The following is a 19,097-nucleotide window of genomic DNA, read 5'->3' as shown; positions in this document are numbered from 1 at the left end:
CCGCTCTGGCGGCAGCGCGTTATGGTTGTGCAATCGTGTTCGGACACGAGGGGATGGAGCAGCAAGATGCTGTTGTCGGTACTCGTCCCGGTTTTCAATGAGGAACGCCTCGCCGCCGGGACGCTGAAAGAGCTGCTCGCGGTGGACTTCCCCTGCGAGACCGAGATCGTCGTCGTCGACGACGGCTCCAGGGACCGCTCCTGGGAAGTGCTCCAGTCCTTCGAGGACAATGCGCGCGTGAAGCTGATCCGCCACGACCGCAACAAGGGCAAGGGCGCGGCCATCCGCACCGCCGCGAAGGCGGCCGCGGGCCGGAACATCGTGGTGTTCGACGCCGACGGCGAGTACGACGCGTCGGACCTCCCCCGCCTCCTCGCGCCGGTCCTCGAAGGCAGGGCCGAGGTCGTGTACGGTTCGCGGTCCTTCGGGTCCCATTCGGCGTATTCGTTCTGGTACGTCATGGGCAACAAGGGGATCACCCTCGCCGCGAACATCCTCTTCAACTCGTACATCTCGGACCTGGAGACCTGCTACAAGCTCCTGCCGCGCGAGATGTACCTGGACCTGAACATCCGCTCCGGCGGCTTCGGCATGGAGGCCGAGCTGACCGCGAAGCTCCTCAAGCGCGGCATCCGCCCCTACGAGGTGCCGATCTCGTACACGGCGCGCAGCCGCGAGGAGGGCAAGAAGATCACCTGGACCGACGGCGTCCAGGCCCTGTGGCTCCTCGGCCGCGAACGCGTCCGCCGCTCCGGCCGCCCCGGCATCGGCCGCTAGCTACTCCGGCGCTTGCCGGCCCTGCTAGTCCACGAGCACGACGTCCAGTCGGCGGGGACCGTGCACGCCCTCGACGCGCTGGAGCTCGATGTCGCTGGTCGCCGACGGCCCCGAGATCCACGTCTGCGGCGCGGTCGGGTCGAGCCGCGGCAGCGCCTCCGCGAGGTGCCCCCGGATCTGGTCCCGGCGCACCACGACCACGTGGTGGTCGGGCACGAGCGTGAGCGCCCGGCGGCCCTGGGCCGCCCCGGCGTCGAGCATGATCGTCCCCGAGACCGCAACGGCCGCAGCGCAACCGGTGAGCACGGCGTCGACGCCGTCGAGCTCCTCGACCGTCAGGCCGCGGTCCTCGACGAACTCGGCCGAGCCGCGCCGCCACTCCGCGGGCAGGTCCGCGGGCACGGCGACGCGCACGGCCCCGCCGAGCGCCTCGGGGATCGCGTCGAGACCGCGGTGCACGTTCGCCTTGTAGTCCACGAGCCGGTCGATGAGCATCGCGACCACGTCGACCTCGGCGTCCAGGCTGCGCCGGTACTCGCGCGGCACGGGCGGCGCCGCCGAAGCGCCCTCCAGCGCGCGGCGCATCCGCGCCAGGATCTCGTCTCTGGCGCTCACCGGTCGCGCTCCTTCCACCAGTCCCGGAAGGACTCCTTCGGCGGCACCGGCAGGTCCCGGCTCACCGTCCACTTCGATACGGGCCACGGCATCCGCCGCACGAACCCCTTGCGCCGCCACGGCATCGACCCGAGCCGGGCCGCCTTGAGCGCGGTCCGCCAGAGGCGCGGGCGGGCCATGACCGCTTCCGCGGCGCCCATCGCGGCCTTCTCGGCGGCCTGGTGCGGGCCCTGCTGGCGCAGGTGCACGAGCACTTCGGGGATGTTGATCTTCACGGGGCAGACCTCGTAGCAGGCCCCGCACAGGCTTGAGGCGTACGGCAGGTCGTCGTGCTTCCCCGGCTCCAGCTGCGGGGCGAGGATCGCGCCGATCGGGCCGGGGTAGACGTGCCCGTAGGCGTGGCCGCCGGTCCGCTCGTACACCGGGCACACGTTCAGGCAGGCCGAGCAGCGGATGCACGAGAGCGCCTGGCGGCCGACCTCGTCGGCGAGGACCCCGGTGCGGCCGTTGTCGAGCAGGATGACGTGCACGTCCTGCGGGCCGTCGCCCTCGCGGACCCCGGTCCACACCGAGGTGTACGGGTTCATGCGCTCCCCTGTGGACGAGCGCGGCAGCAGCTGCATGAACACTTCGAGGTCGCTGAAGCTCGGCAGCAGCTTCTCGACGCCGACGATGCTCACCAGCGTCCGCGGCATCGTCAGGCACATGCGGCCGTTGCCCTCCGACTCCACGACCACGAGCGACCCCGTCTCGGCCACCGCGAAGTTCGCGCCGGAGACGGCCACGGTGGAGGAGAGCAACCGGCGCCGCAAGTGCAGCCGGGCGGCCTCGGCCAGCGCCGCCGGGTCGTCGGTCAACCCGACCGGCGCGTCCCCCATCCTCTGTTCGAAGATGTCCCGGATCTGCGTGCGGTTGTAGTGGATCGCGGGCACGAGGATGTGGCTCGGCTTGTCCTCGGCGAGCTGCACGATGAGCTCGGCGAGGTCGGTCTCGAACGCCTTGAGCCCTTCGGCCTCGAAGTGCTCGTTGAGCTCGATCTCCTGCGTCGCCATGGACTTGACCTTGACGACCTCCTCGGCGCCCGCCTCGCGCACGATCCGCGCGGCGATCTCGTTGGCCTCCTTCGCGTCCCGCGCCCAGTGGACGGTGGCGCCCGCGGCGGTCGCGTTCTGCTCGAACTCGACGGCGAGTTCGGGGAGGCGCCGCTGCACGTCGGCCTTCACGGCGGACGCGGTGTCGCGCAGGCGCTCCCAGTCGTCGAGCTCCCCGGCGACCTTGGCGCGCTTGGCGCGGATGGTGCCGGTGGCGTGGGCGAGGTTGGCGCGCAGCTGCGGCATGCCGAGGGCGACCTTGGCGGCCTTGGGGAACGGCGCGTCGGCGGGGATGAGGGAGGCGGCGGGGACGATGTCGCTCATGCGGTGCTCGCGAGGATCTCGGCGTAGTGGATCGGCTTCGGGCCGCCACTCTTGGCGACGCCTGCGGAGCCATAAATTCGGCTCAGTCGGCTGATGCCGCCGCCGATGTGCGTCAGGCACGAGTTGTCCGCGGCCGCAAGGTATTCGGCGCCGGTGGCGGCCGCGTTGCGGCACTTGTCGGCGAGCATCGCGGAGGACACCTCCGAGTTCTTGAGGGCGAAGGTCCCGCCGAAGCCGCAGCACTGGTCGGCGGCGGGCAGGTCGACCAGGTCGATGCCGCCGACGGCCCGCAGGAGCCGCAGCGGCTTGTCGCCCAGGCCGAGCGCGCGGGTGCCGTGGCAGGTCGGGTGGTAGGTGACCGAGTGGGGGAAGTGCGCGCCGACGTCCTCGACTCCGGCGACGTCGACCAGGAACTCCGACAGCTCGTGGACGCGCTGCCCGATGTCCGAGCCGGTGAGGTGCGGGTACTGGTCGCGGGCCATGGCGGCGCAGGAGCCGGAGGGGGTGACGATCGCGTCGTATCCGCCGAAGACCTCGTCGAACGACCGGGCGAGCCTGGCCGCGTCGTTCTTGTAGCCGGAGTTGGCGTGCATCTGGCCGCAGCAGGTCTGCGCGGCGGGGAAGTCGACCTCGTAGCCGAGCCGCTCCAGGATGCGCACGACCGCTTTCGGGGCCTCGGGGAAGAGGGCGTCGTTGACGCAGGTGATGAACAGCGCTACGCGCTTCATCGCGCGGTCACCTCTTCTCTTCGGCGCCGGGCCCGGCTCTCACTCCGGGACCGGCTGGTCGGCAGTCGTCATCGGTTCGCTTTGGCGCGCTTCGGGTTCGGCGCGGCGTCGGCTTCCGCCGCGGTGAAGGCGGCGGCGTGCCGCACCCTGGATCGCTTCAGATGGCGGCGCATCGCCGCTTCAGCGGCAAGCGGTTGCTGAGCAATGATAGCCTCCGCGACCGCGAGGTGCTCGGCCTCGGTCTCACTGATCGACTCGGGCTCCATGTACGCCCGGTGGAGGTGCAGGTGCGCGTCGAGCCGCCGGATCGCCTTGGCGAGGACGGGGCTGCCGCTGCACTTCGCGACCGACGCGTGGAACTTCGCGTCCGCCTCGGTGAACGCCAGCTGGCTCAGCTTCGCGTCGGAGTGGTACTCGGGGGTGCGCGCCAGGGCGCGGAGCGCCTTTCCGTCGCCGACCATGTTGTGCGGGTTCGCGACGCGCTCCGCCGCCCGGCTCGCGGCGAGCGGCTCCATGAGCAGCCGCAGGTCGAACAGGTCGTTGAACTCCTCGGTCGTGAGCAGCGGCGTCACCGAGTACCCGCTCAGCGGCCGCCGCTCGACCAGCCCCTCGGCCTCCAGACGGGCCAGGGCCTCGCGGAGCGGGGTCTGCGAGATCGCCATCTGCCTTGCGAGACCGTCGATGCTGAGCTTCGCCCCCGGCGGCAGGACGCTCTGCATGATGCGCGAGTTCAACTCGTCGTAGGTCTTGTCGGCGAGCGTCTGCCGCTGCGGTCGCACCTGTACTTCTCCCATAACCGTAGATCCTATAGGATATAGGCGACACCTCGCGGATACGCGCCGCAGCATCACCCCGACGCGAATCCGATATCCTATAGGATATGCGATTTGGAGACCTCGTGAGCGCTCACCACTCCGCGCCGCCGGTTCGGCGGCTGGGTTCCACCGATGTCGCCGTCACCGCCGTCGGCCTGGGCTGCGCCCCGCTCGGCGGCCTGTTCGCCCCGGTCGACCCCGCGGTCGCGACCGCCACCGTCGACGCCGCCTGGGACGGCGGGATCCGCCACTTCGACACCGCGCCCCACTACGGGGCGGGCCTGTCCGAGCAGCGCGTGGGCGCCGCGCTCGCGCCCCGCGGCCGCGACGGGTACGCGCTCTCCACGAAGCTCGGCCGGGTCCTGGTCGACCACGAGGGCCAATGGGACCTGTGGGCCGAGCCGAACGGCAAGCGCGCCGAGTTCGACTTCTCCTATCGCGGCGCGTTCGCGTCCTACCACTCCTCGCTCGAACGACTCGGCTTGGGCCGCATCGACATCGGCCTCATCCACGACGCCGACGACCACCGCAAGGAGGCCGTCGAGGGCACCTACCGGGCGCTCGCCGAGCTGCGCGCGAGCGGCGAGGTCGGCGCGGTCGGCATCGGCATGAACTCGACCGACGCGGCCGCGGAGATCATCGAGGCGACCGAGCTCGACGTCGCGCTCATCGCCGGGCGGTACACGCTCCTCGACCAGTCGGCGCTCGACCGGCTCTACCCGCTGTGCCTCGACCGCGGCGTCTCCGTGATCGCCGCGGGGGTCTTCAACTCCGGCATCCTCGCCGACCCGAAGCCCGGCGCCACGTTCAACTACGCCGCGGCCGATCCGCGCATGGTCGCGAAGGCCCAGGCCGTCGCCGGGATCTGCGACCGCCACGGCGTCCCGCTGCGGGCCGCCGCGCTCCAGTTCACGGCCGCCCACCCCGCCGTCGCGTCGATCCTCGTCGGCGCGCGCAACCCCTCAGAGGTCGACGACGCCCTCGCCATGTACGCCCATCCGATCCCCGGCGCGCTGTGGCACGACCTCAAGGCCGCCGGGCTCCTGGCCGAGGAGGCACCCGTCCCATGACGGCCCCGCTCGTCATCGATGCGCACCACCACGTCTGGACCGCCGACTACCCGTGGCTCGCAAGCAAACCGGAATTCGCGCCGATCCGGCGCGACTACGGCGTCGCCGACCTGCGCGCCAACCTGAAGGCCGCCGGCGTCGACCGGACCGTCCTCGTCGAGGCCGGATGGGGGCACCCGTCCGAGACCGTCGAGTTCCTGCACCTCGCGGGCGCGGTGGAGGAGATCGCCGGCGTCGTCGGCCACATCGACCTGCTCGATCCCGCGTTGTCGAACACCCTGCTGCGGTACGACAACCACCCGCGCGCCCGGTACCTCGTCGGGCTCCGCGACCAGGTCCAGGAGCGCCCCGAAGCGGACTTCCTCGCGAGGCCCGAGGCGATCCAGGCGCTCAAGGCCGTCGCGCAGCACGTCCCCACCTTCGACCTCGTCGTCCGCGTCGACCAGCTCCCGGCCGCCGCCGAAGCCGCCGCGGCCGTCCCCGACCTGGTGTTCGTCCTCGACCACCTCGGCAAGCCGCAGGTGCGCGACGGCGACGCCGGGCTCCGCGCCTGGCGCGAGGCCGTGGCGCCGCTCGCCAAGCGCCCCAACGTGGCCGCGAAGCTCTCCGGCCTGGTCACCGAGGCCGACTGGCACCGGTGGACCCCCGCGGACCTGCGCCCGTTCGTGCAGACCGCGCTCGAACTGTTCGGCCCCGACCGGCTCATGTTCGGGTCCGACTGGCCCGTCTGCGAACTGGCCTCCACGTACACGCGGGTCAAGGACGCCCTCACCGAGGTCCTCGGCCGCACCGACCCCGACGTCTTCGGCGGCACCGCCGCCAAGGTCTACCAGCTAGGAGAGCAATGAAGTACCTGCGCATCGGACAGCCCGGCTACGAGACCCCCGTGGCGCTCCACGAGGGCAAGTACTACGACCTCTCCGGCCCCATCGGCGACATCGACGGCGAGTTCCTCGCCCGCGGCGGCATCTCCACCGTGGCCGGGTTCCCGGAGATCGACGTCGCGGGGCAGCGGATCGCGCCGCCGATCGCGAAGCCGAACGCGATCGTGTGCATCGGCATGAACTACGCCGCGCACTGCGCCGAGTCCGGCGCCGAGCCCCCGGCCGAGCCCGTCGTGTTCTACAAGCACCCCAACACCATCGTGGGCCCGAACGACGACGTGCAGATCCCCCGCAGCTCGGTGAAGACCGACTGGGAGGTGGAGCTCGGCGTCGTCATCGGCAAGTCCGCGTCCTATCTGGAGTCCGAGGAGGCGGCGCTCGACGTCATCGCCGGGTTCGTCGTCGCCAACGACCTGTCCGAGCGCGAGTTCCAGATCGAGCGCTCCGGCGGCCAGTTCTCGAAGGGCAAGGCCTGCCCGACGTTCACGCCGCTCGGCCCGTGGCTCGCCACCCCCGACGAGATCGCGGACGTGCAGGGACTCCGCCTGTGGTCCAAGGTGAACGGCGAGCCCCGCCAGGACTCCAGCTCGAAGGACATGATCTTCTCGGTCGCGAAGATCATCCACCACATGTCGCAGTTCATGGCCTTCGACGCCGGAGACCTCCTGCTCACCGGCACCCCCGAGGGCGTCGCGCTCTCCGGCCGCTTCCCCTACCTCAAGGCCGGGGACGTCGTCGAAGTCGGCATCGAAGGGCTCGGCTCCACGAAGAACCCCGCGGTGCAGGCGTGATCACGGCCGTGGACGTCGTGGACGTCCGCTTCCCCACGTCGCACCGCCTCGACGGCTCCGATGCGATGAACCCCGACCCGGACTACTCGGCCGCGTACGTGGTGCTCCACGCCGACGACGGCCGGGAGGGCCACGGGTTCACGTTCACGATCGGGCGCGGCAACGACCTGTGCTGCGCCGCGATCGAGACGCTCAGCGAGTACGTGGTGGGCACCGACGTCCACGGCCCCGCCGACCTCGGCGCCCTCTACCTGCGGCTCACCCGCGACTCGCAGATCCGCTGGCTCGGACCGGAGAAGGGCGTCATGCACCTCGCGGCCGCGGCCCTCGTGAACGCCGCCTGGGACCTCGCCTCCCGCCGCGCCGGGCTCCCCCTGTGGAAGTACCTGTCCTCCCTCACGCCGGAGGAGATCGTCGGGTGCGTCGACTGGCGGTACCTCTCCGACGCGCTCACCCCCGAAGCGGCCCTCGACCTCCTGCGCGCCGCCGAACCCGGCAAGGCCGAGCGGATCGCCGAGATCGAGGCGCGCGGCTACCCCGCCTACACCACCTCCCCGGGCTGGCTCGGCTACGACGACGAGAAGGTCGTGGCGCTAGCCCGCGAAGCGGTCGCCCAGGGCTACAAGCAGATCAAGCTGAAGGTCGGCGCCGACCTGGAGGACGACCGGCGCCGCTTCGCCGCGGCCCGCGCCGCCGTCGGGCCCGACATCCGCATCGCGGTCGACGCGAACCAGCGCTGGGACGTCGACCAGGCCGTGGACTGGACGAAGGCCCTCGCCGAGTTCGACCCGTGGTGGATCGAGGAGCCCACGAGCCCCGACGACGTCCTCGGCCACGCCGCGATCCGCGAACGCGTGGCGCCCATCAAGGTCGCCACCGGCGAGCACGTCCACAACCGGGTCATGTTCAAGCAGCTCCTCCAAGCGGGCGCGATCGACTTCCTCCAGATGGACGCCGCGCGCGTCGCCGGGGTCAACGAGAACCTCGCGATCCTCCTGCTCGCCAAGCACTTCGACGTGCCCGTGTGTCCGCACGCGGGCGGCGTGGGCCTGTGCGAGCTCGTCTGCCACCTCTCGATGTTCGACTACACCTCGGTGAGCGCCACCATGGAGGACCGGGTCATCGAGTACGTCGACCACCTCCACGAGCACTTCACCGCCCCCACGGTCATCCGGGACGGCCGCTACGCCGCCCCGGCCGCGCCGGGGTTCTCCGCAGAGATGAAATGGGAGAGCCTCCAGCGCTTCGCCTACCCGAACGGTCCTGAATGGAGAGAGCACGCATGAGCGGTTTCGAAGGACTCACCGTCGTGGTCACCGGCGGCGCCTCCGGCATCGGCGCGGCGGCCGCCGACGCCTTCGCCGAGCGCGGCGCGAACGTCGCCGTCCTCGACCTCAACGAGAGCCCGAAGCACTGGTCCCACCAGTGCGACGTCGCCGACGACAACCAGGTCCGCCTGGCCGTGGCCGCCGTCGCGGAGCGCTTCGGCCGCATCGACGTCCTCGTCAACAACGCCGGGATCGGCGCGGTCGGCACCGTCGAGGAGAACTCCGACAAGCAGTGGTTCCGCGTCCTCGACGTGAACCTCCTCGGCATGGTCCGCCTCTCGCGCGCCTGCCTCCCGCACCTGCGCGAGTCCCCCTCGCCCGCGATCGTGAACACCGCCTCGATCTGCGCCACCGCCGGACTCGTCAACCGCGCCCTCTACTCCGCGTCCAAGGGCGCCGTCCTGTCGCTCACCCTCGCGATGGCCGCCGACCATGTGGCCGAAGGCATCCGCGTCAACTGCGTCAACCCGGGCACCGCCGACACCCCGTGGGTCCAGCGCCTCCTCGACCAGGCGGACGACCCCGCAGGCGAGCGCGCCCGCCTCGAAGCCCGCCAGCCCACCGGCCGCCTCGTCTCCGCAGAAGAGGTCGCGAGCGCGATCGTCTACCTCGCCGACCCGGTCAACAAGGCCCTCACCGGCGCCAGCCTCGCCGTCGACGGCGGCACCCAGGGCCTGCGCATCGTCAAGGCCTGATACGACTTCACGGCGCCGCGGCGCGGGATACCCGCCGCGGCGCCCCGCTCCTGCGATGCTGCACGCATGACCGAGGACATGCTCACCGCGAAGATCGCCCACGGCTTCGACCACCTGGACGCCAACGGCGACGGACGCCTGGACAAGCACGACCACATCGAGCTCGGCCGCCGCACCGCCGCCGAGCTCGGCCACACCCCCGGCTCCCCCGAGGAGTCCTGGATCGTCTCGGCGTACATGGACATCTGGAACGGCCTCCACCGCCCCCACCTCGCCGACGGCGTCGAGGCCATCGACAAGGCCACGTTCATCGCCTCCACCCGCACCCTCGCCGACGACCCGGCCGCCGCCGACGCCACCGTCGGCCACCTCGCCCGCACCTTCCACGCCATCGCCGACGCCGACGCCAGCGGCGACGTCGGGCCCGGCGAGTTCGCGGCGTTCTCCCGCGCCCACTTCCCGAACCTCCCGGCCGACGAGGTCGACAAGGCGTTCGCGCACCTCGACCGCGACGGCGACGGCACCCTCTCCATCGACGAGTTCGTGCGCGCCGTCGTCGAGTACTGGTCCAGCACCGACCCCGACGCGCCCGGCAACTGGTTCATGGGCCGCCCGGTCTACGAGCGCTGACCGGACGCTCCCGTTCCGGCCCGCACCGGGGCCGCCGATAGGGTGGAGGTATGGACGGTGCTTCATATCTGCGGTGCTTCCGGCGCGAGATGGACGCGTTCCGCACCTGCGTCGCCGAGGGCGACCTCGGCGCGCCCATCGCCTACCGCGAGGAGTTCGCCGAACCGATCGACCTCGCCGGACTCGCACGCGCCGTAGGGCACTCGAACCTGTTCACCGCCGCGTGCGTGACCGAGTGGACCGGCGGCGACACGCCCCCCGACGGGGCGCCGCCGCTGGCCCCGCAGGACCGCGGCGAGCTCCTGCGGTGGCTCGAAGGCACCGCCGAACTCCTCGTCATGTCCCTCGACGTCGACCCCGCCACCCCCGCGTGGGGCCACTTCACGCCCCCGAACGCCGGGTACTGGCAGCGGTCCATCGCCGTCGAGACCATGCTCCACCGCTGGGACGCCCAGCAGACCGTCGACGTGCCCGCCCCCCTCGACCCGGCCCTGGCCGCCGCGGGCGTCTCCGAGGTCCTGGACGTCCTGGCGCCCAAGATGGTCGGCGTCGGCAAGGCCTGGCCGCCGGACGCGTGCGTCAAGTTCACCGCCTCCGACACCGGCGACTGGTGGATCTACGGCCCCGGCGACCCCGTCGCCGAGGTCACCGGCACCGCCGGGGAGCTCCTGCTCATGCTGTGGGGGCGCCTCACCAAGGACGACCCGGCCCTCGAATGGGACGGCGACCGTTCCGCGGCGCTCTCGGTCCTCAAGGGGCCGTTGACGTATTGACCGCCCCCGCGCGGAACCCGGCGAGCATCAGCTCGAACCAGCGGTCGCGCACCGCGGGCGGCTGGTCCACCGGCACGGTGATGAAGAACAGGTAGCAGTCCTCGATCCCCAGGTCGGGCCGCACGGTGCCCTCGGCCTTCGCCGCGTCCAGCAGCCGCGCCATCGCGGCCTCGCCGCGGCGGCGCTCCTCCGCCTCGTGGACGTCGGCGCCTAGCGAGCGCGCCGCGGCCTTCATGGCGAGGTTCCCCGCCGCGTCCTCCATGACGATCCGCGCGAACGCGGTGAACTCGGCGATGGCGCTGGCGCCCGCGTCGATCCGGTCGGCGGCGGCCTCCGCGGCGCTCGTCAACGCGCCGAAGCACTCCGCGAGGACGGCGACGACGAGGTCCTGCTTGGTGGGGTAGTGCCGGTAGAGGGTGCCGACGGCCACGCCGGCGTCCTCGGCGATGGCCTCCATCGGGACCTCGGGGCCGCGGGCCATGATCTGGCGCGTCGCGGCCTCCATGATCCTCGCGCGGTTCCGTGCGGCGTCGGCGCGCAGCGGCCGCTGGTCGGGCATGCGGTCTCCTCTCCCCGCCGAGCATCATAGTCGGTCCTGCGGATTTGCCATAACCTGAATCATGCTTCATTATATGATGAAGCAAGGTTCATCTTACCGGAGCGAAGGGCTGGACCATGACGCACGACTGGAGCACCGCCGACATCCCCGACCAGTCCGGACGGGTCTACCTCGTCACGGGCGCGAACTCAGGGCTCGGCCTGGAGACCGCGCGGGCCGTGGCCCGCCGCGGGGCGCGGGTCGTCATGACGGTGCGGAACACCGCCGCGGGCGAGGCCGCGGCCGGGGCGATCCGCGACGACGTGCCGGGCGCGGACCTGGAGGTGCGCCGCCTCGACCTCGCCGACCTCGACTCGGTGCGCGCGTTCGCGGACGGCTTCGACTCCCCGCTCGACGTCCTCGTCAACAACGCGGGCATCATGGCGCCGCCGTTCTCGCTCAGCCCGCAGGGCCACGAGATCCAGTTCGCCACCAACCACCTCGGGCACTTCGCGCTCACCGGGCTCCTGCTCGACCGGCTCCAGGGCCCGGACCCGCGCGTGGTCACCGTCTCCTCGCTCGCGCACGGCCACGGCCGCATCCACTTCGACGACCCGGTCGGCGAGCGCCGCCGCAGCCCCGTCGCCTACTACTCGCAGTCGAAGCTCGCGAACCTCCTCTTCGGACTCGAACTCGACCGCCGCCTGCGCGCCGCGGGCAGCCCGGTCAAGAGCCTCATGGCCCACCCGGGGTTCTCCTCGACCGGCCTGCTTCGCAGCATGAACGCGCAGTGGCGCTTCATCGCGAACCTGCTCGTGCCGTTCACGACGCAGCCCCCGGCCGCGGGCGCCCTCCCGCAGCTGCGCGCCGCCACGGCCCCGGACGCCGAAGGCGGCCAGTACTTCGGCCCCGACGGCAGGAAGGAGCGCACCGGCGCACCGGTCCTCGTCCGCGCCGCGAAGGAGGCGTACGACACAGCGACGGCCCGCCGCCTGTGGACGGTCTCGGAGGAGCTGACGGGGGTCCGCTTCGGCCTCCCGGCGCCCGCGTGAGGGCCCGCCGCTACGCTGTCGGAACGTGACCGGTATCGCTGAGTATCGGTGCAGCTCATCGGTGTTGCGTCGCAAACCACACCATATATACCGACCTGATAACAAATTCGGTCCAGTTCGGGTGTGGCGGCATCAAAATTCACTTTGACCGGCGAACATCCGTATATGTCTTCTGAATCGAACCGGTCGACTACCGCGCGCAGGAGCGACAACATCACCGACCGCGGCGTCACCGTCTCCGACGGCGCCCTGGTGCGGCAGATCATCACGCCCCTGCGCCGGTACATCCCCGTGGGCTGGTTCGACTGGGAACCGTACGGGAAGCGGCCGACGAGCTGGTGGCCCGACCTCCTCATGTTCCTGGCGTTCCTGGGCCTGGCGTTCTTCGTGTCGTACCCGTCGTGGCTGGTGCGCCTCGACTGGGAGGTGCGGCTGTGGGCGGTGGACGCGAACGACGTGCAGTGGCTGCGGGACCTCGCGAAGGCGGGCGCCGAGTTCGGCCAGGCCCGCACCGTCGCGACGGTGACGCTGCTCATCGCGATCTGGTGCGCGCTGCGGTCCCGGTCGATCCGGCCGCTGCTGATGTACGTGCTGTCGTTCATCACCCTGGCGAGCATCCTCGGCATGAAGCACCTGCTGGGGCGGCCGCTCTCGCAGCACCCGTTCGCGCTCCAGGAGGTCTCGCCAGAGGGGCCGCTGCTGTTCACCTACCACCCGGAGGGCGGCGGCGGCATCCCCGACGCGACCGCGTTCCCCTCGGGCCACGCGGTGAACTCGATCCTGCTGTTCGGGCTCATCGTGATGCTCGTCGGCGGGATCCTGCCGCGGTGGGCGCGGCTGGCGCTGCTCATCGCGCCGCCGGTGATCGTGTTCTCCTCGCAGGTGTTCCTGGGCCAGCACTGGCTCTCGGACGAGCCCGCCGGGTTCCTCTTGGGGCTCATCATCATCCGCTGCGCCAAGCGCGTCCCGTGGGCGACGATCCCGCTCGGCCCGGTCGCGGTGTTCGACCCGGCGACGCGGCGCACCATCCTCATCTCGGTGCTCTTGATCCTCGGGGTCATGCTGACGCCGACGCTGCACCTGATCCCGGCGCTCATCTCGGCGGCCGTGCTGCCGACGCTGGGCCTGCTGTGGCTGTGGCTGAGCATCAAGGCGAAGCAGCACCGCGAGGCGGTCGCCGCGGCGTCCGCGGACGCGGAGGAGCCGGGCCCCGACGGGGACCCGGAGATCCCTAGCCAGCCGTCAGATAGTCACCGGCGAGTCTGACGCCGGAGCCGCCGCCGGTGACCTCGCCGATCGTCCACGCCTCGACGTGGCGGGCGGTGAGGACGGCGAGCGACCGGTCGACCTGGTCGGGCGCGACGATGGCGACCATGCCGACGCCCATGTTGAAGGTGCGCTCCATCTCTTCGAGGGAGACGCCGCCGGTGCGCTGGACGACGTCGAACACGGGGTTCGGCGTCCAGGTGCCGCGGTCGACCTCGATCTGGAGGCCCTCGGGGAGCGACCGGACGAGGTTCCCGGCGAGCCCGCCGCCGGTGATGTGCGCGAACGCGTGGACGTCGCACTCCTTGGCGAGTTCGAGGCAGTCCTTCGCGTAGATGTGCGTGGGGGTGAGCAGCTCCTCGCCGAGGGTCCGCTGGTTGCGCTCGGCGGTGGCGAACTCGGGGATGACGGCGCCGAGGTCGAGGCCGCCGACGCCGAACAGGGCCTGGCGCACGAGCGAGAAGCCGTTGGAGTGGAGGCCGGAGGCGCGCATGGCGATCGCGACGTCGCCGGGCTTGACGCGCTCGGGGCCGAGCAGCTCGTCGGCCTCGACGACGCCGACGCCGGTGGCGGAGATGTCGTAGTCGTCGGGCTTCATGACCCCGGGGTGCTCGGCGATCTCGCCGCCGATGAGGGAGCAGCCCGCGTAGCGGCAGCCGTCGGCGATCCCGGCGCCGATGTCGGCGATCTTCTCGGGCACGACCTGCCCGGTCGCGATGTAGTCGAGGAGGAACAGCGGCTCGGCGCCGCACACGACGAGGTCGTCGACGACCATCGCGACGAGGTCGATGCCGACGGTGTCGTGGATGTCGAGCTTCTGCGCGATGACGAGCTTGGTGCCGACGCCGTCGGTGGAGGAGGCCAGCAGCGGCTTCTTGTACTTCTCGGTGTCGAGCGCGAACAGGCCGGCGAATCCGCCGATGCCGCCGACGACCTCGGGACGGGTGGTCTTGCGGATCGAGGGCTTGAGCGCCTCGACGGCCCGGTCCCCGGCGTCGATGTCGACGCCCGCGGACTGGTAGGAGATCGTCTTCTGAGTGGTGGTGCCGCTGCTCACGCTGTGGTCCCTTCCCGCACTTGCGTGCTCGCTTCGGTGGTTCGCTTGGTTTGGGCAGTGGGTGAATGAGACGCGGCGGACTGGGGCTGCGGTTCCATGAGGTGCTTGCCGATGAGGTCGGCGGCGGGCAGCTCGATCGGGTAGTTCCCGTCGAAGCAGGCCATGCAGAGGCGGGACGCGGGCTGCTCGGTGGCGCGGACCAGGCCGTCCATGGAGACGTACCCGAGGGAGTCGGCGCCGATCTGGGCGCGGATCCCGTCGACGTCGAGCGACCCGGCGATGAGCTCGGCGCGGGTGGCGAAGTCGATGCCGTAGAAGCACGGCCATTCGACCGGCGGCGCGGAGATGCGGATGTGGACCTCGACGGCGCCCGCCTCGCGGAGCATCCGCACGAGCGCGCGCTGGGTGTTGCCGCGCACGATCGTGTCGTCGACGATGACCAGGCGCTTGCCCTTGATCTGGTCGACGAGCGGGTTGAGCTTGAGGCGGATGCCGAGCTGGCGCAGGGACTGCGAGGGCTGGATGAAGGTGCGGCCCACGTACTGGTTCTTGGTGAAGCCCTGCCCGTAGGGGATGCCGGACTGCTCGGCGAAGCCGATCGCGGCCGGGATGCCCGACTCGGGGACGCCGATGACGAGGTCGGCGTCGACGGGGTGCTCCTTGGCGAGGGTGCGGCCGATCTCGACGCGGGTGGCGTAGACGTTGCGCCCGGCGAGCTTCGTGTCGGGGCGCGCGAGGTACACGTACTCGAACAGGCAGCCCTTGGGCTCGGGGTTCGCGAAGCGGGTGGAGCGCAGGCCGTGCTCGTCGACGGTGATGAGCTCGCCGGGCTCGACCTCGCGCACGAAGTGGGCGCCGATGGTGTCGAGGGCGGCGGTCTCGGAGGCGACGGCCCAGCCGGAGGCGAGGCGGCCGAGGACGAGCGGGTGGACGCCCTGCGGGTCGCGGGCGGCGTAGAGGGTGTTCTCGTCCATGAAGACGAGGCAGAACGCGCCGCGCAGCTGCGGGAGGACCCGCTCGGCGGCCGAGGCGACGGACTCGTCGGGGTGGGCGGCGAGGAGCGCGGTGATGAGGTGCGTGTCGGAGGTGGTGGTCCCCATGTCGATGCCGAGCCGGTCGACCTCCTTGAGGAGGTCGGCGGTGTTCACGAGGTTCCCGTTGTGCGCCAAGGCGATCGCGGTGCCCGTGGAGGTGGACCGGATCGTCGGCTGGGAGTTCTCCCAGGTGGGGGCGCCGGTGGTGGAGTACCGGGCGTGGCCGATGGCGAGGTGGCCCTGGAGGGGCGCGAGGGTGGACTCGTCGAAGACCTGGGCGACGAGCCCGAGGTCCTTGTAGACGACGGTGCGGGCGCCGTCGGAGACGGCGATGCCCGCGGCCTCCTGGCCGCGGTGCTGGAGCGCGTAGAGCCCGAAGTAGGTGAGTTTGGAGACCTCTTCCCCTGGGGCCCAGATGCCGACGACGCCGCAGGCGTCGCGGGGGCCGGGATTGTCGGGATCGAGTTCCGTGGTGAGTCGACCGTCACCTCGGGCCACTGCTAACTCCTCAGTCGGCTGGCAGAATCGCCGCCCGGTTCGCCCGAGCCGCAGGTGCCAGTCTATCGGACCTGCGGCGCGGCGCCACTGTCCAACGAGCGCGGGTGTGTGCCGTGCCCCTCCCGACTAGGTGAAACTCCGCGCATTTCCGCCCACCGGGGCCGGTTTCACCGCCGGGGCAGGCGAACGCGGGCGGTGGCCCGGCGCGGGCGGCCTCCGCGGCGGCGCGGGCGGCGGAGGGCACGGGGCACGGGGCGCGCTCCACCCGGAGGGTGGGTGGGTGGGGTAGTAGTAGTTCCATCCCTAGCCCCCACCCACCCCGGGGAAGATAGCGGCCAGCATTGCGCGGGGGTCTGACAGGAATCGGCCCCCGCGGCGCTCGTGTCACCCGATCGGGGCTGCGATCGTGACCGGGCTCTCGGCTACCAGGAGCGGGGCCGGTCGTCCCATTCGCCCCAGCTGCGGCGCTCGGTGCGGCGCGAGTCGGGGTCGTCGGGGTCGCGGTCCGCGTCGCTGCCGTAGGAGGGCGCCGAGGGCTGGGACTGGTTGCCGTACTGGGGCATCGGGCGGGTCCCGGCGGGCGGGGCCGAGGGCTCCGACGGGGCGTACGGGTCGCGGCGCATGGACTGGCCGTACCCGGTCGGCTCCTGCGGGGCGCTCGGAGCGCCGTGCGCGCCGTAGCCCTGCGGCTGGCTCGGGCCGCCTTGGCCGCCGCCGAAGCCCTGGCCGGGCTGCCCGTAGTTCTGGGACTGGCCGTAGCCCTGCGGCTGGCTCGGCTGGGCCGGGCCGCCGAAGTTCTGCGAGCCGGGCCCGTACTGGGGCGCGCTCGGGCCGCCGTGGCGGGGCTCGGACGGCGCGCCGGGCACCAGGCCCGGGTTCTGCGGCTCGAACATGCCGCCGCCGGACGGCGGCGGGGTCGGCGCCGAGTAGGGCCGCGTCGCACCGGGGTCGGAGAACGAGCCGGTCGGCGCCGCGCCCGGGTGCGGGCGGGTCGCGCCGGGGTCGGAGAACGCGCCCGTCGGGGACGGGTGGGGCCGGGTCGCGCCCGGGTCCGCGCCGAACGCCCCGGTGGGCGAGGGGTGCGGGCGGGTGGCCGCGTCGGCGCCGAACGACCCGTGCGGGGCCGCGGGCGGGTTCGACAGGTTCGCCTGCGGCATGATCTGCGTCGCGTCGGACGCGCCGGGGCCGCCGGGCTGCTTCACGACCGGGAGGATCGTCGTCCCGTCGGGGCCGACCGGGCCGGGCCCGGCGGGCGGGGCGCCGAAGCCGCCCTGCGGCATGACCTGCGTGGAGTCCGAGCCGCCGCCGTACGCGGGGCCGAACGCGGTCGGGGCCGAGGCCGCGCCGTCGACGAGGCCGCCGGGGTGGATCATCGTCGGCGCCTCGGAGCCGGGCGCGGGCCCGGCCTGGTAGACGCCGGGCGAGCCGACCTGGGCGGCGGTTGGCTTGTGCTCGGGCGGGCCGTCGGGGGCGAAGCTCTCGCCGTCGTCGTCGTCCTTGTCCTTGCCGCCGCGCAGCAGGAACACGATGCCGACGATGCCGCCGATCACCAGGAGCGCACCGATGATGATGAGGAACAGGAGCGTGCCGGAGATCCCGCCGCCCTCTTCGTCCTTGGTCTCGCTCGGCTCGGGGGACGGGGCGGCCTCGGTGGTCGGGGCCGCGGAGGTCGTCTCCTCCTCCTGCACCTGGGCGAGGGTCACGTTCCGGTTGAAGTCCCCGGACTCGACGGTGAACTCCTCGACCTTCTCCTCGAAGCCCTCCTTGGTGATGGTGAGGGTCATGTCGCCGGCCTTGATCGGGTTGCCGCCGCCGGTGAACTCGAAGCCGCCGTCGCCGCCGGTCTCGGTGTCGCGCTCGTTGCCCTCGCCGTCCTTGAGGACGACCTTCGCGCCCTCGACGGGCTCGCCGTTCGAGGTGACCTTGCCGCTGATCTTGTTGACCGCGTTCTGGGCGTGGCCCGTGACGGTGACGTTCGTGGAGGTGTCGCCGCCGTTGTACTTGACCTTGAACTGCCCCATCTCCTGCTGGCCCTCGGGGAGGTCCGAGTCCGGGTAGGGGTTGATCAGGAAGGTGATGTTGCGGGTCTGCCCCATCGGGACGTCCTCGCACTTGACCGAGGTGTCGCCGGTGATCGTGCACCCGCCGCCGTCCTGCACGGTGATGTACGCGTAGTCGCCGATCCCTTCGAGCTCCGCGGACACGTCCGCGTCCTTGCCCATCGGGTCGTTGTGCGCGGCGGACAGCGTCACCGACACCGAGGCGGGCGCGCCGCCGATGTCGATGAACGGGTTCTGGCTGTTGATCGTCGCCGTGAACTGCCCCTGGGCCATCGCGGCCTGCGGGAACGCGAGGACGCCGAGCAGCAGGACGCCGCCCGCCGCGGCGAGGCCGGCGAGGCGCGAGGCCAGAGCACCCCGTCGCCTGCGCGGGGACCGCGGGGCGCTACCCTGGGTCCCGCTCGGTGCGGCCGCTACGGTCATCTACATCCCCTCCTGGGCATGTGCTTTCGGGCCCGGCCCGCGGATCTCGCAGCGGGCAGGCACGACGAACCCACGGAAGCGGGCCGTCGTCGCCACTATGCCTGGTCTCATTTCGGTTACGGGACCGGGGTGCGGGCGGTGCCGCGGGCGACGGTCCAGCGGCGATCATCGCCGTTCGGCAACGTGCCGTAACGGGCAGTCTAACGTGACCGGGAGGTCTCTCCGTGGACGCTGTGGCCGACGCCATCGCCGCGATCGACAACGACGAGGCCCCCGACAAGGAGACCCTGAAAGCGGCGGTGCGGGAGCTGCTGCGCGCGCTCGCCGCCAAAGCCCCAGGACACTCCGTGGAAGTGCGGGTCCCGCCGTACGGCGCGGTGCAGTGCGTCGAGGGCCCCCGCCACCGGCGCGGCACGCCCCCCAACGTCGTCGAATGCCACCCGGTCGTGTTCGTCGAACTCGCCGCCGGCCGCCTCGCCTTCGCCGACGCCGTCGCCGCGGGCCGCGTCTCCGCCTCCGGCCAGCGCGCCGACCTCACCGAGGTCCTCCCCCTGACCGGCCCCCACGGCGAACCGCTCGACGCGCCAGAAGAGGACGCAGACGAGTAGGGCCCCCGGCGAACGCCGAGGGCCCTATTCCTTACTTCTG

General features: G+C 71.9%; 19 protein-coding genes. 11 read left to right on the top strand and 8 right to left on the bottom strand.

Going from position 1 to position 19,097, the window contains the following annotated elements:
• Positions 1-66: 66 nt before the first annotated feature.
• The gene (locus tag B0I28_RS06035) at positions 67-777 is read left to right on the top strand and encodes a glycosyltransferase family 2 protein (RefSeq protein ID WP_106362903.1); all 711 of its coding nucleotides are present in this window, start codon (positions 67-69) and stop codon (positions 775-777) included.
• Between the two features lie 24 nt (positions 778-801).
• On the opposite strand, the gene B0I28_RS06030 is transcribed toward B0I28_RS06035, so the two are convergent.
• The 4 genes from B0I28_RS06030 to B0I28_RS06015 form a co-directional block, all read right to left on the bottom strand.
• The gene (locus tag B0I28_RS06030) at positions 802-1,392 is read right to left on the bottom strand and encodes a LutC/YkgG family protein (protein ID WP_219926593.1); all 591 of its coding nucleotides are present in this window, start codon (positions 1,390-1,392) and stop codon (positions 802-804) included.
• Entirely contained in the window at positions 1,389-2,807 is a 1,419-nt protein-coding gene (locus B0I28_RS06025; protein WP_106362902.1) for a LutB/LldF family L-lactate oxidation iron-sulfur protein, read from the bottom strand. Before B0I28_RS06025 ends, B0I28_RS06030 begins: the two co-directional genes overlap by 4 nt.
• Positions 2,804-3,535 carry a (Fe-S)-binding protein gene (locus B0I28_RS06020; RefSeq protein ID WP_106362901.1) on the bottom strand — a complete coding sequence of 244 codons (732 nt, stop codon included), beginning with the start codon at positions 3,533-3,535 and terminating at the stop codon, positions 2,804-2,806. The genes B0I28_RS06025 and B0I28_RS06020 overlap by 4 nt, the downstream gene beginning before the upstream one ends.
• A 68-nt stretch (positions 3,536-3,603) precedes the next feature.
• Positions 3,604-4,329, bottom strand: coding sequence for a GntR family transcriptional regulator (locus B0I28_RS06015; RefSeq protein ID WP_181245654.1), 726 nt, complete (start codon positions 4,327-4,329; stop codon positions 3,604-3,606).
• Between the two features lie 104 nt (positions 4,330-4,433).
• Here B0I28_RS06015 and B0I28_RS06010 point away from each other — a divergent pair, with 104 nt between their 5' ends.
• From B0I28_RS06010 to B0I28_RS05980, 7 genes are all read left to right on the top strand, one after another.
• Positions 4,434-5,420, top strand: a complete 987-nt coding sequence (locus B0I28_RS06010; protein ID WP_219926592.1) for an aldo/keto reductase — start codon at positions 4,434-4,436, stop codon at positions 5,418-5,420.
• Positions 5,417-6,268, top strand: a complete 852-nt coding sequence (locus B0I28_RS06005; RefSeq protein ID WP_106362898.1) for an amidohydrolase family protein — start codon at positions 5,417-5,419, stop codon at positions 6,266-6,268. The genes B0I28_RS06010 and B0I28_RS06005 overlap by 4 nt, the downstream gene beginning before the upstream one ends.
• The gene (locus B0I28_RS06000) at positions 6,265-7,095 is read left to right on the top strand and encodes a fumarylacetoacetate hydrolase family protein (RefSeq protein WP_106362897.1); all 831 of its coding nucleotides are present in this window, start codon (positions 6,265-6,267) and stop codon (positions 7,093-7,095) included. Before B0I28_RS06005 ends, B0I28_RS06000 begins: the two co-directional genes overlap by 4 nt.
• Positions 7,092-8,381, top strand: a complete 1,290-nt coding sequence (locus B0I28_RS05995; RefSeq protein ID WP_245888898.1) for an enolase C-terminal domain-like protein — start codon at positions 7,092-7,094, stop codon at positions 8,379-8,381. The genes B0I28_RS06000 and B0I28_RS05995 overlap by 4 nt, the downstream gene beginning before the upstream one ends.
• Positions 8,378-9,118 carry an SDR family NAD(P)-dependent oxidoreductase gene (locus B0I28_RS05990; RefSeq protein ID WP_106362896.1) on the top strand — a complete coding sequence of 247 codons (741 nt, stop codon included), beginning with the start codon at positions 8,378-8,380 and terminating at the stop codon, positions 9,116-9,118. The genes B0I28_RS05995 and B0I28_RS05990 overlap by 4 nt, the downstream gene beginning before the upstream one ends.
• Positions 9,119-9,184: 66 nt before the next feature.
• A complete protein-coding gene (locus B0I28_RS05985; RefSeq protein WP_106362895.1) occupies positions 9,185-9,748 on the top strand; it encodes an EF-hand domain-containing protein in 564 nt (187 codons plus the stop codon).
• A gap of 50 nt (positions 9,749-9,798) precedes the next feature.
• Positions 9,799-10,521, top strand: a complete 723-nt coding sequence (locus tag B0I28_RS05980) for a maleylpyruvate isomerase family mycothiol-dependent enzyme (RefSeq protein ID WP_106362894.1) — start codon at positions 9,799-9,801, stop codon at positions 10,519-10,521.
• Here the strand turns inward: B0I28_RS05980 and B0I28_RS05975 are convergent.
• Complete coding sequence (locus B0I28_RS05975) at positions 10,499-11,080, bottom strand: TetR/AcrR family transcriptional regulator (protein ID WP_106362893.1); 582 nt, start codon at positions 11,078-11,080, stop codon at positions 10,499-10,501. The genes B0I28_RS05980 and B0I28_RS05975 overlap by 23 nt on opposite strands.
• 116 nt (positions 11,081-11,196) lie before the next feature.
• On the opposite strand from B0I28_RS05975, the gene B0I28_RS05970 reads away from it, so the two are divergent.
• Both B0I28_RS05970 and B0I28_RS05965 read left to right on the top strand, forming a co-directional pair.
• Positions 11,197-12,111: an oxidoreductase gene (locus B0I28_RS05970; RefSeq protein WP_106362892.1), complete on the top strand. Its 915-nt coding sequence runs from the start codon at positions 11,197-11,199 to the stop codon at positions 12,109-12,111.
• Between the two features lie 165 nt (positions 12,112-12,276).
• Entirely contained in the window at positions 12,277-13,377 is a 1,101-nt protein-coding gene (locus B0I28_RS05965; protein ID WP_106362891.1) for a phosphatase PAP2 family protein, read from the top strand.
• Here the strand turns inward: B0I28_RS05965 and purM are convergent.
• The 3 genes from purM to B0I28_RS05950 form a co-directional block, all read right to left on the bottom strand.
• Positions 13,343-14,434: a phosphoribosylformylglycinamidine cyclo-ligase gene (gene purM / locus B0I28_RS05960; RefSeq protein WP_106362890.1), complete on the bottom strand. Its 1,092-nt coding sequence runs from the start codon at positions 14,432-14,434 to the stop codon at positions 13,343-13,345. The genes B0I28_RS05965 and purM overlap by 35 nt on opposite strands.
• Positions 14,431-15,966 carry an amidophosphoribosyltransferase gene (gene purF, locus B0I28_RS05955; RefSeq protein ID WP_106362889.1) on the bottom strand — a complete coding sequence of 512 codons (1,536 nt, stop codon included), beginning with the start codon at positions 15,964-15,966 and terminating at the stop codon, positions 14,431-14,433. The genes purM and purF overlap by 4 nt, the downstream gene beginning before the upstream one ends.
• 422 nt (positions 15,967-16,388) lie before the next feature.
• The gene (locus tag B0I28_RS05950; protein ID WP_106362888.1) at positions 16,389-18,449 is read right to left on the bottom strand and encodes a carboxypeptidase-like regulatory domain-containing protein; all 2,061 of its coding nucleotides are present in this window, start codon (positions 18,447-18,449) and stop codon (positions 16,389-16,391) included.
• Between the two features lie 233 nt (positions 18,450-18,682).
• Between B0I28_RS05950 and B0I28_RS05945 the strand changes: the two genes are divergently transcribed.
• Positions 18,683-19,057, top strand: coding sequence for a sterol carrier family protein (locus tag B0I28_RS05945; protein WP_106362887.1), 375 nt, complete (start codon positions 18,683-18,685; stop codon positions 19,055-19,057).
• Positions 19,058-19,097 lie beyond the last annotated feature (40 nt).

It is taken from the genome of Glycomyces artemisiae (assembly GCF_003002955.1).
In the GTDB taxonomy this organism is placed as follows: Bacteria; Actinomycetota; Actinomycetes; order Mycobacteriales; family Micromonosporaceae; genus Glycomyces; species Glycomyces artemisiae.
Note: the sequence above shows the minus strand (reverse complement) of the source record. Positions and strands in the feature narration are given on the sequence as shown.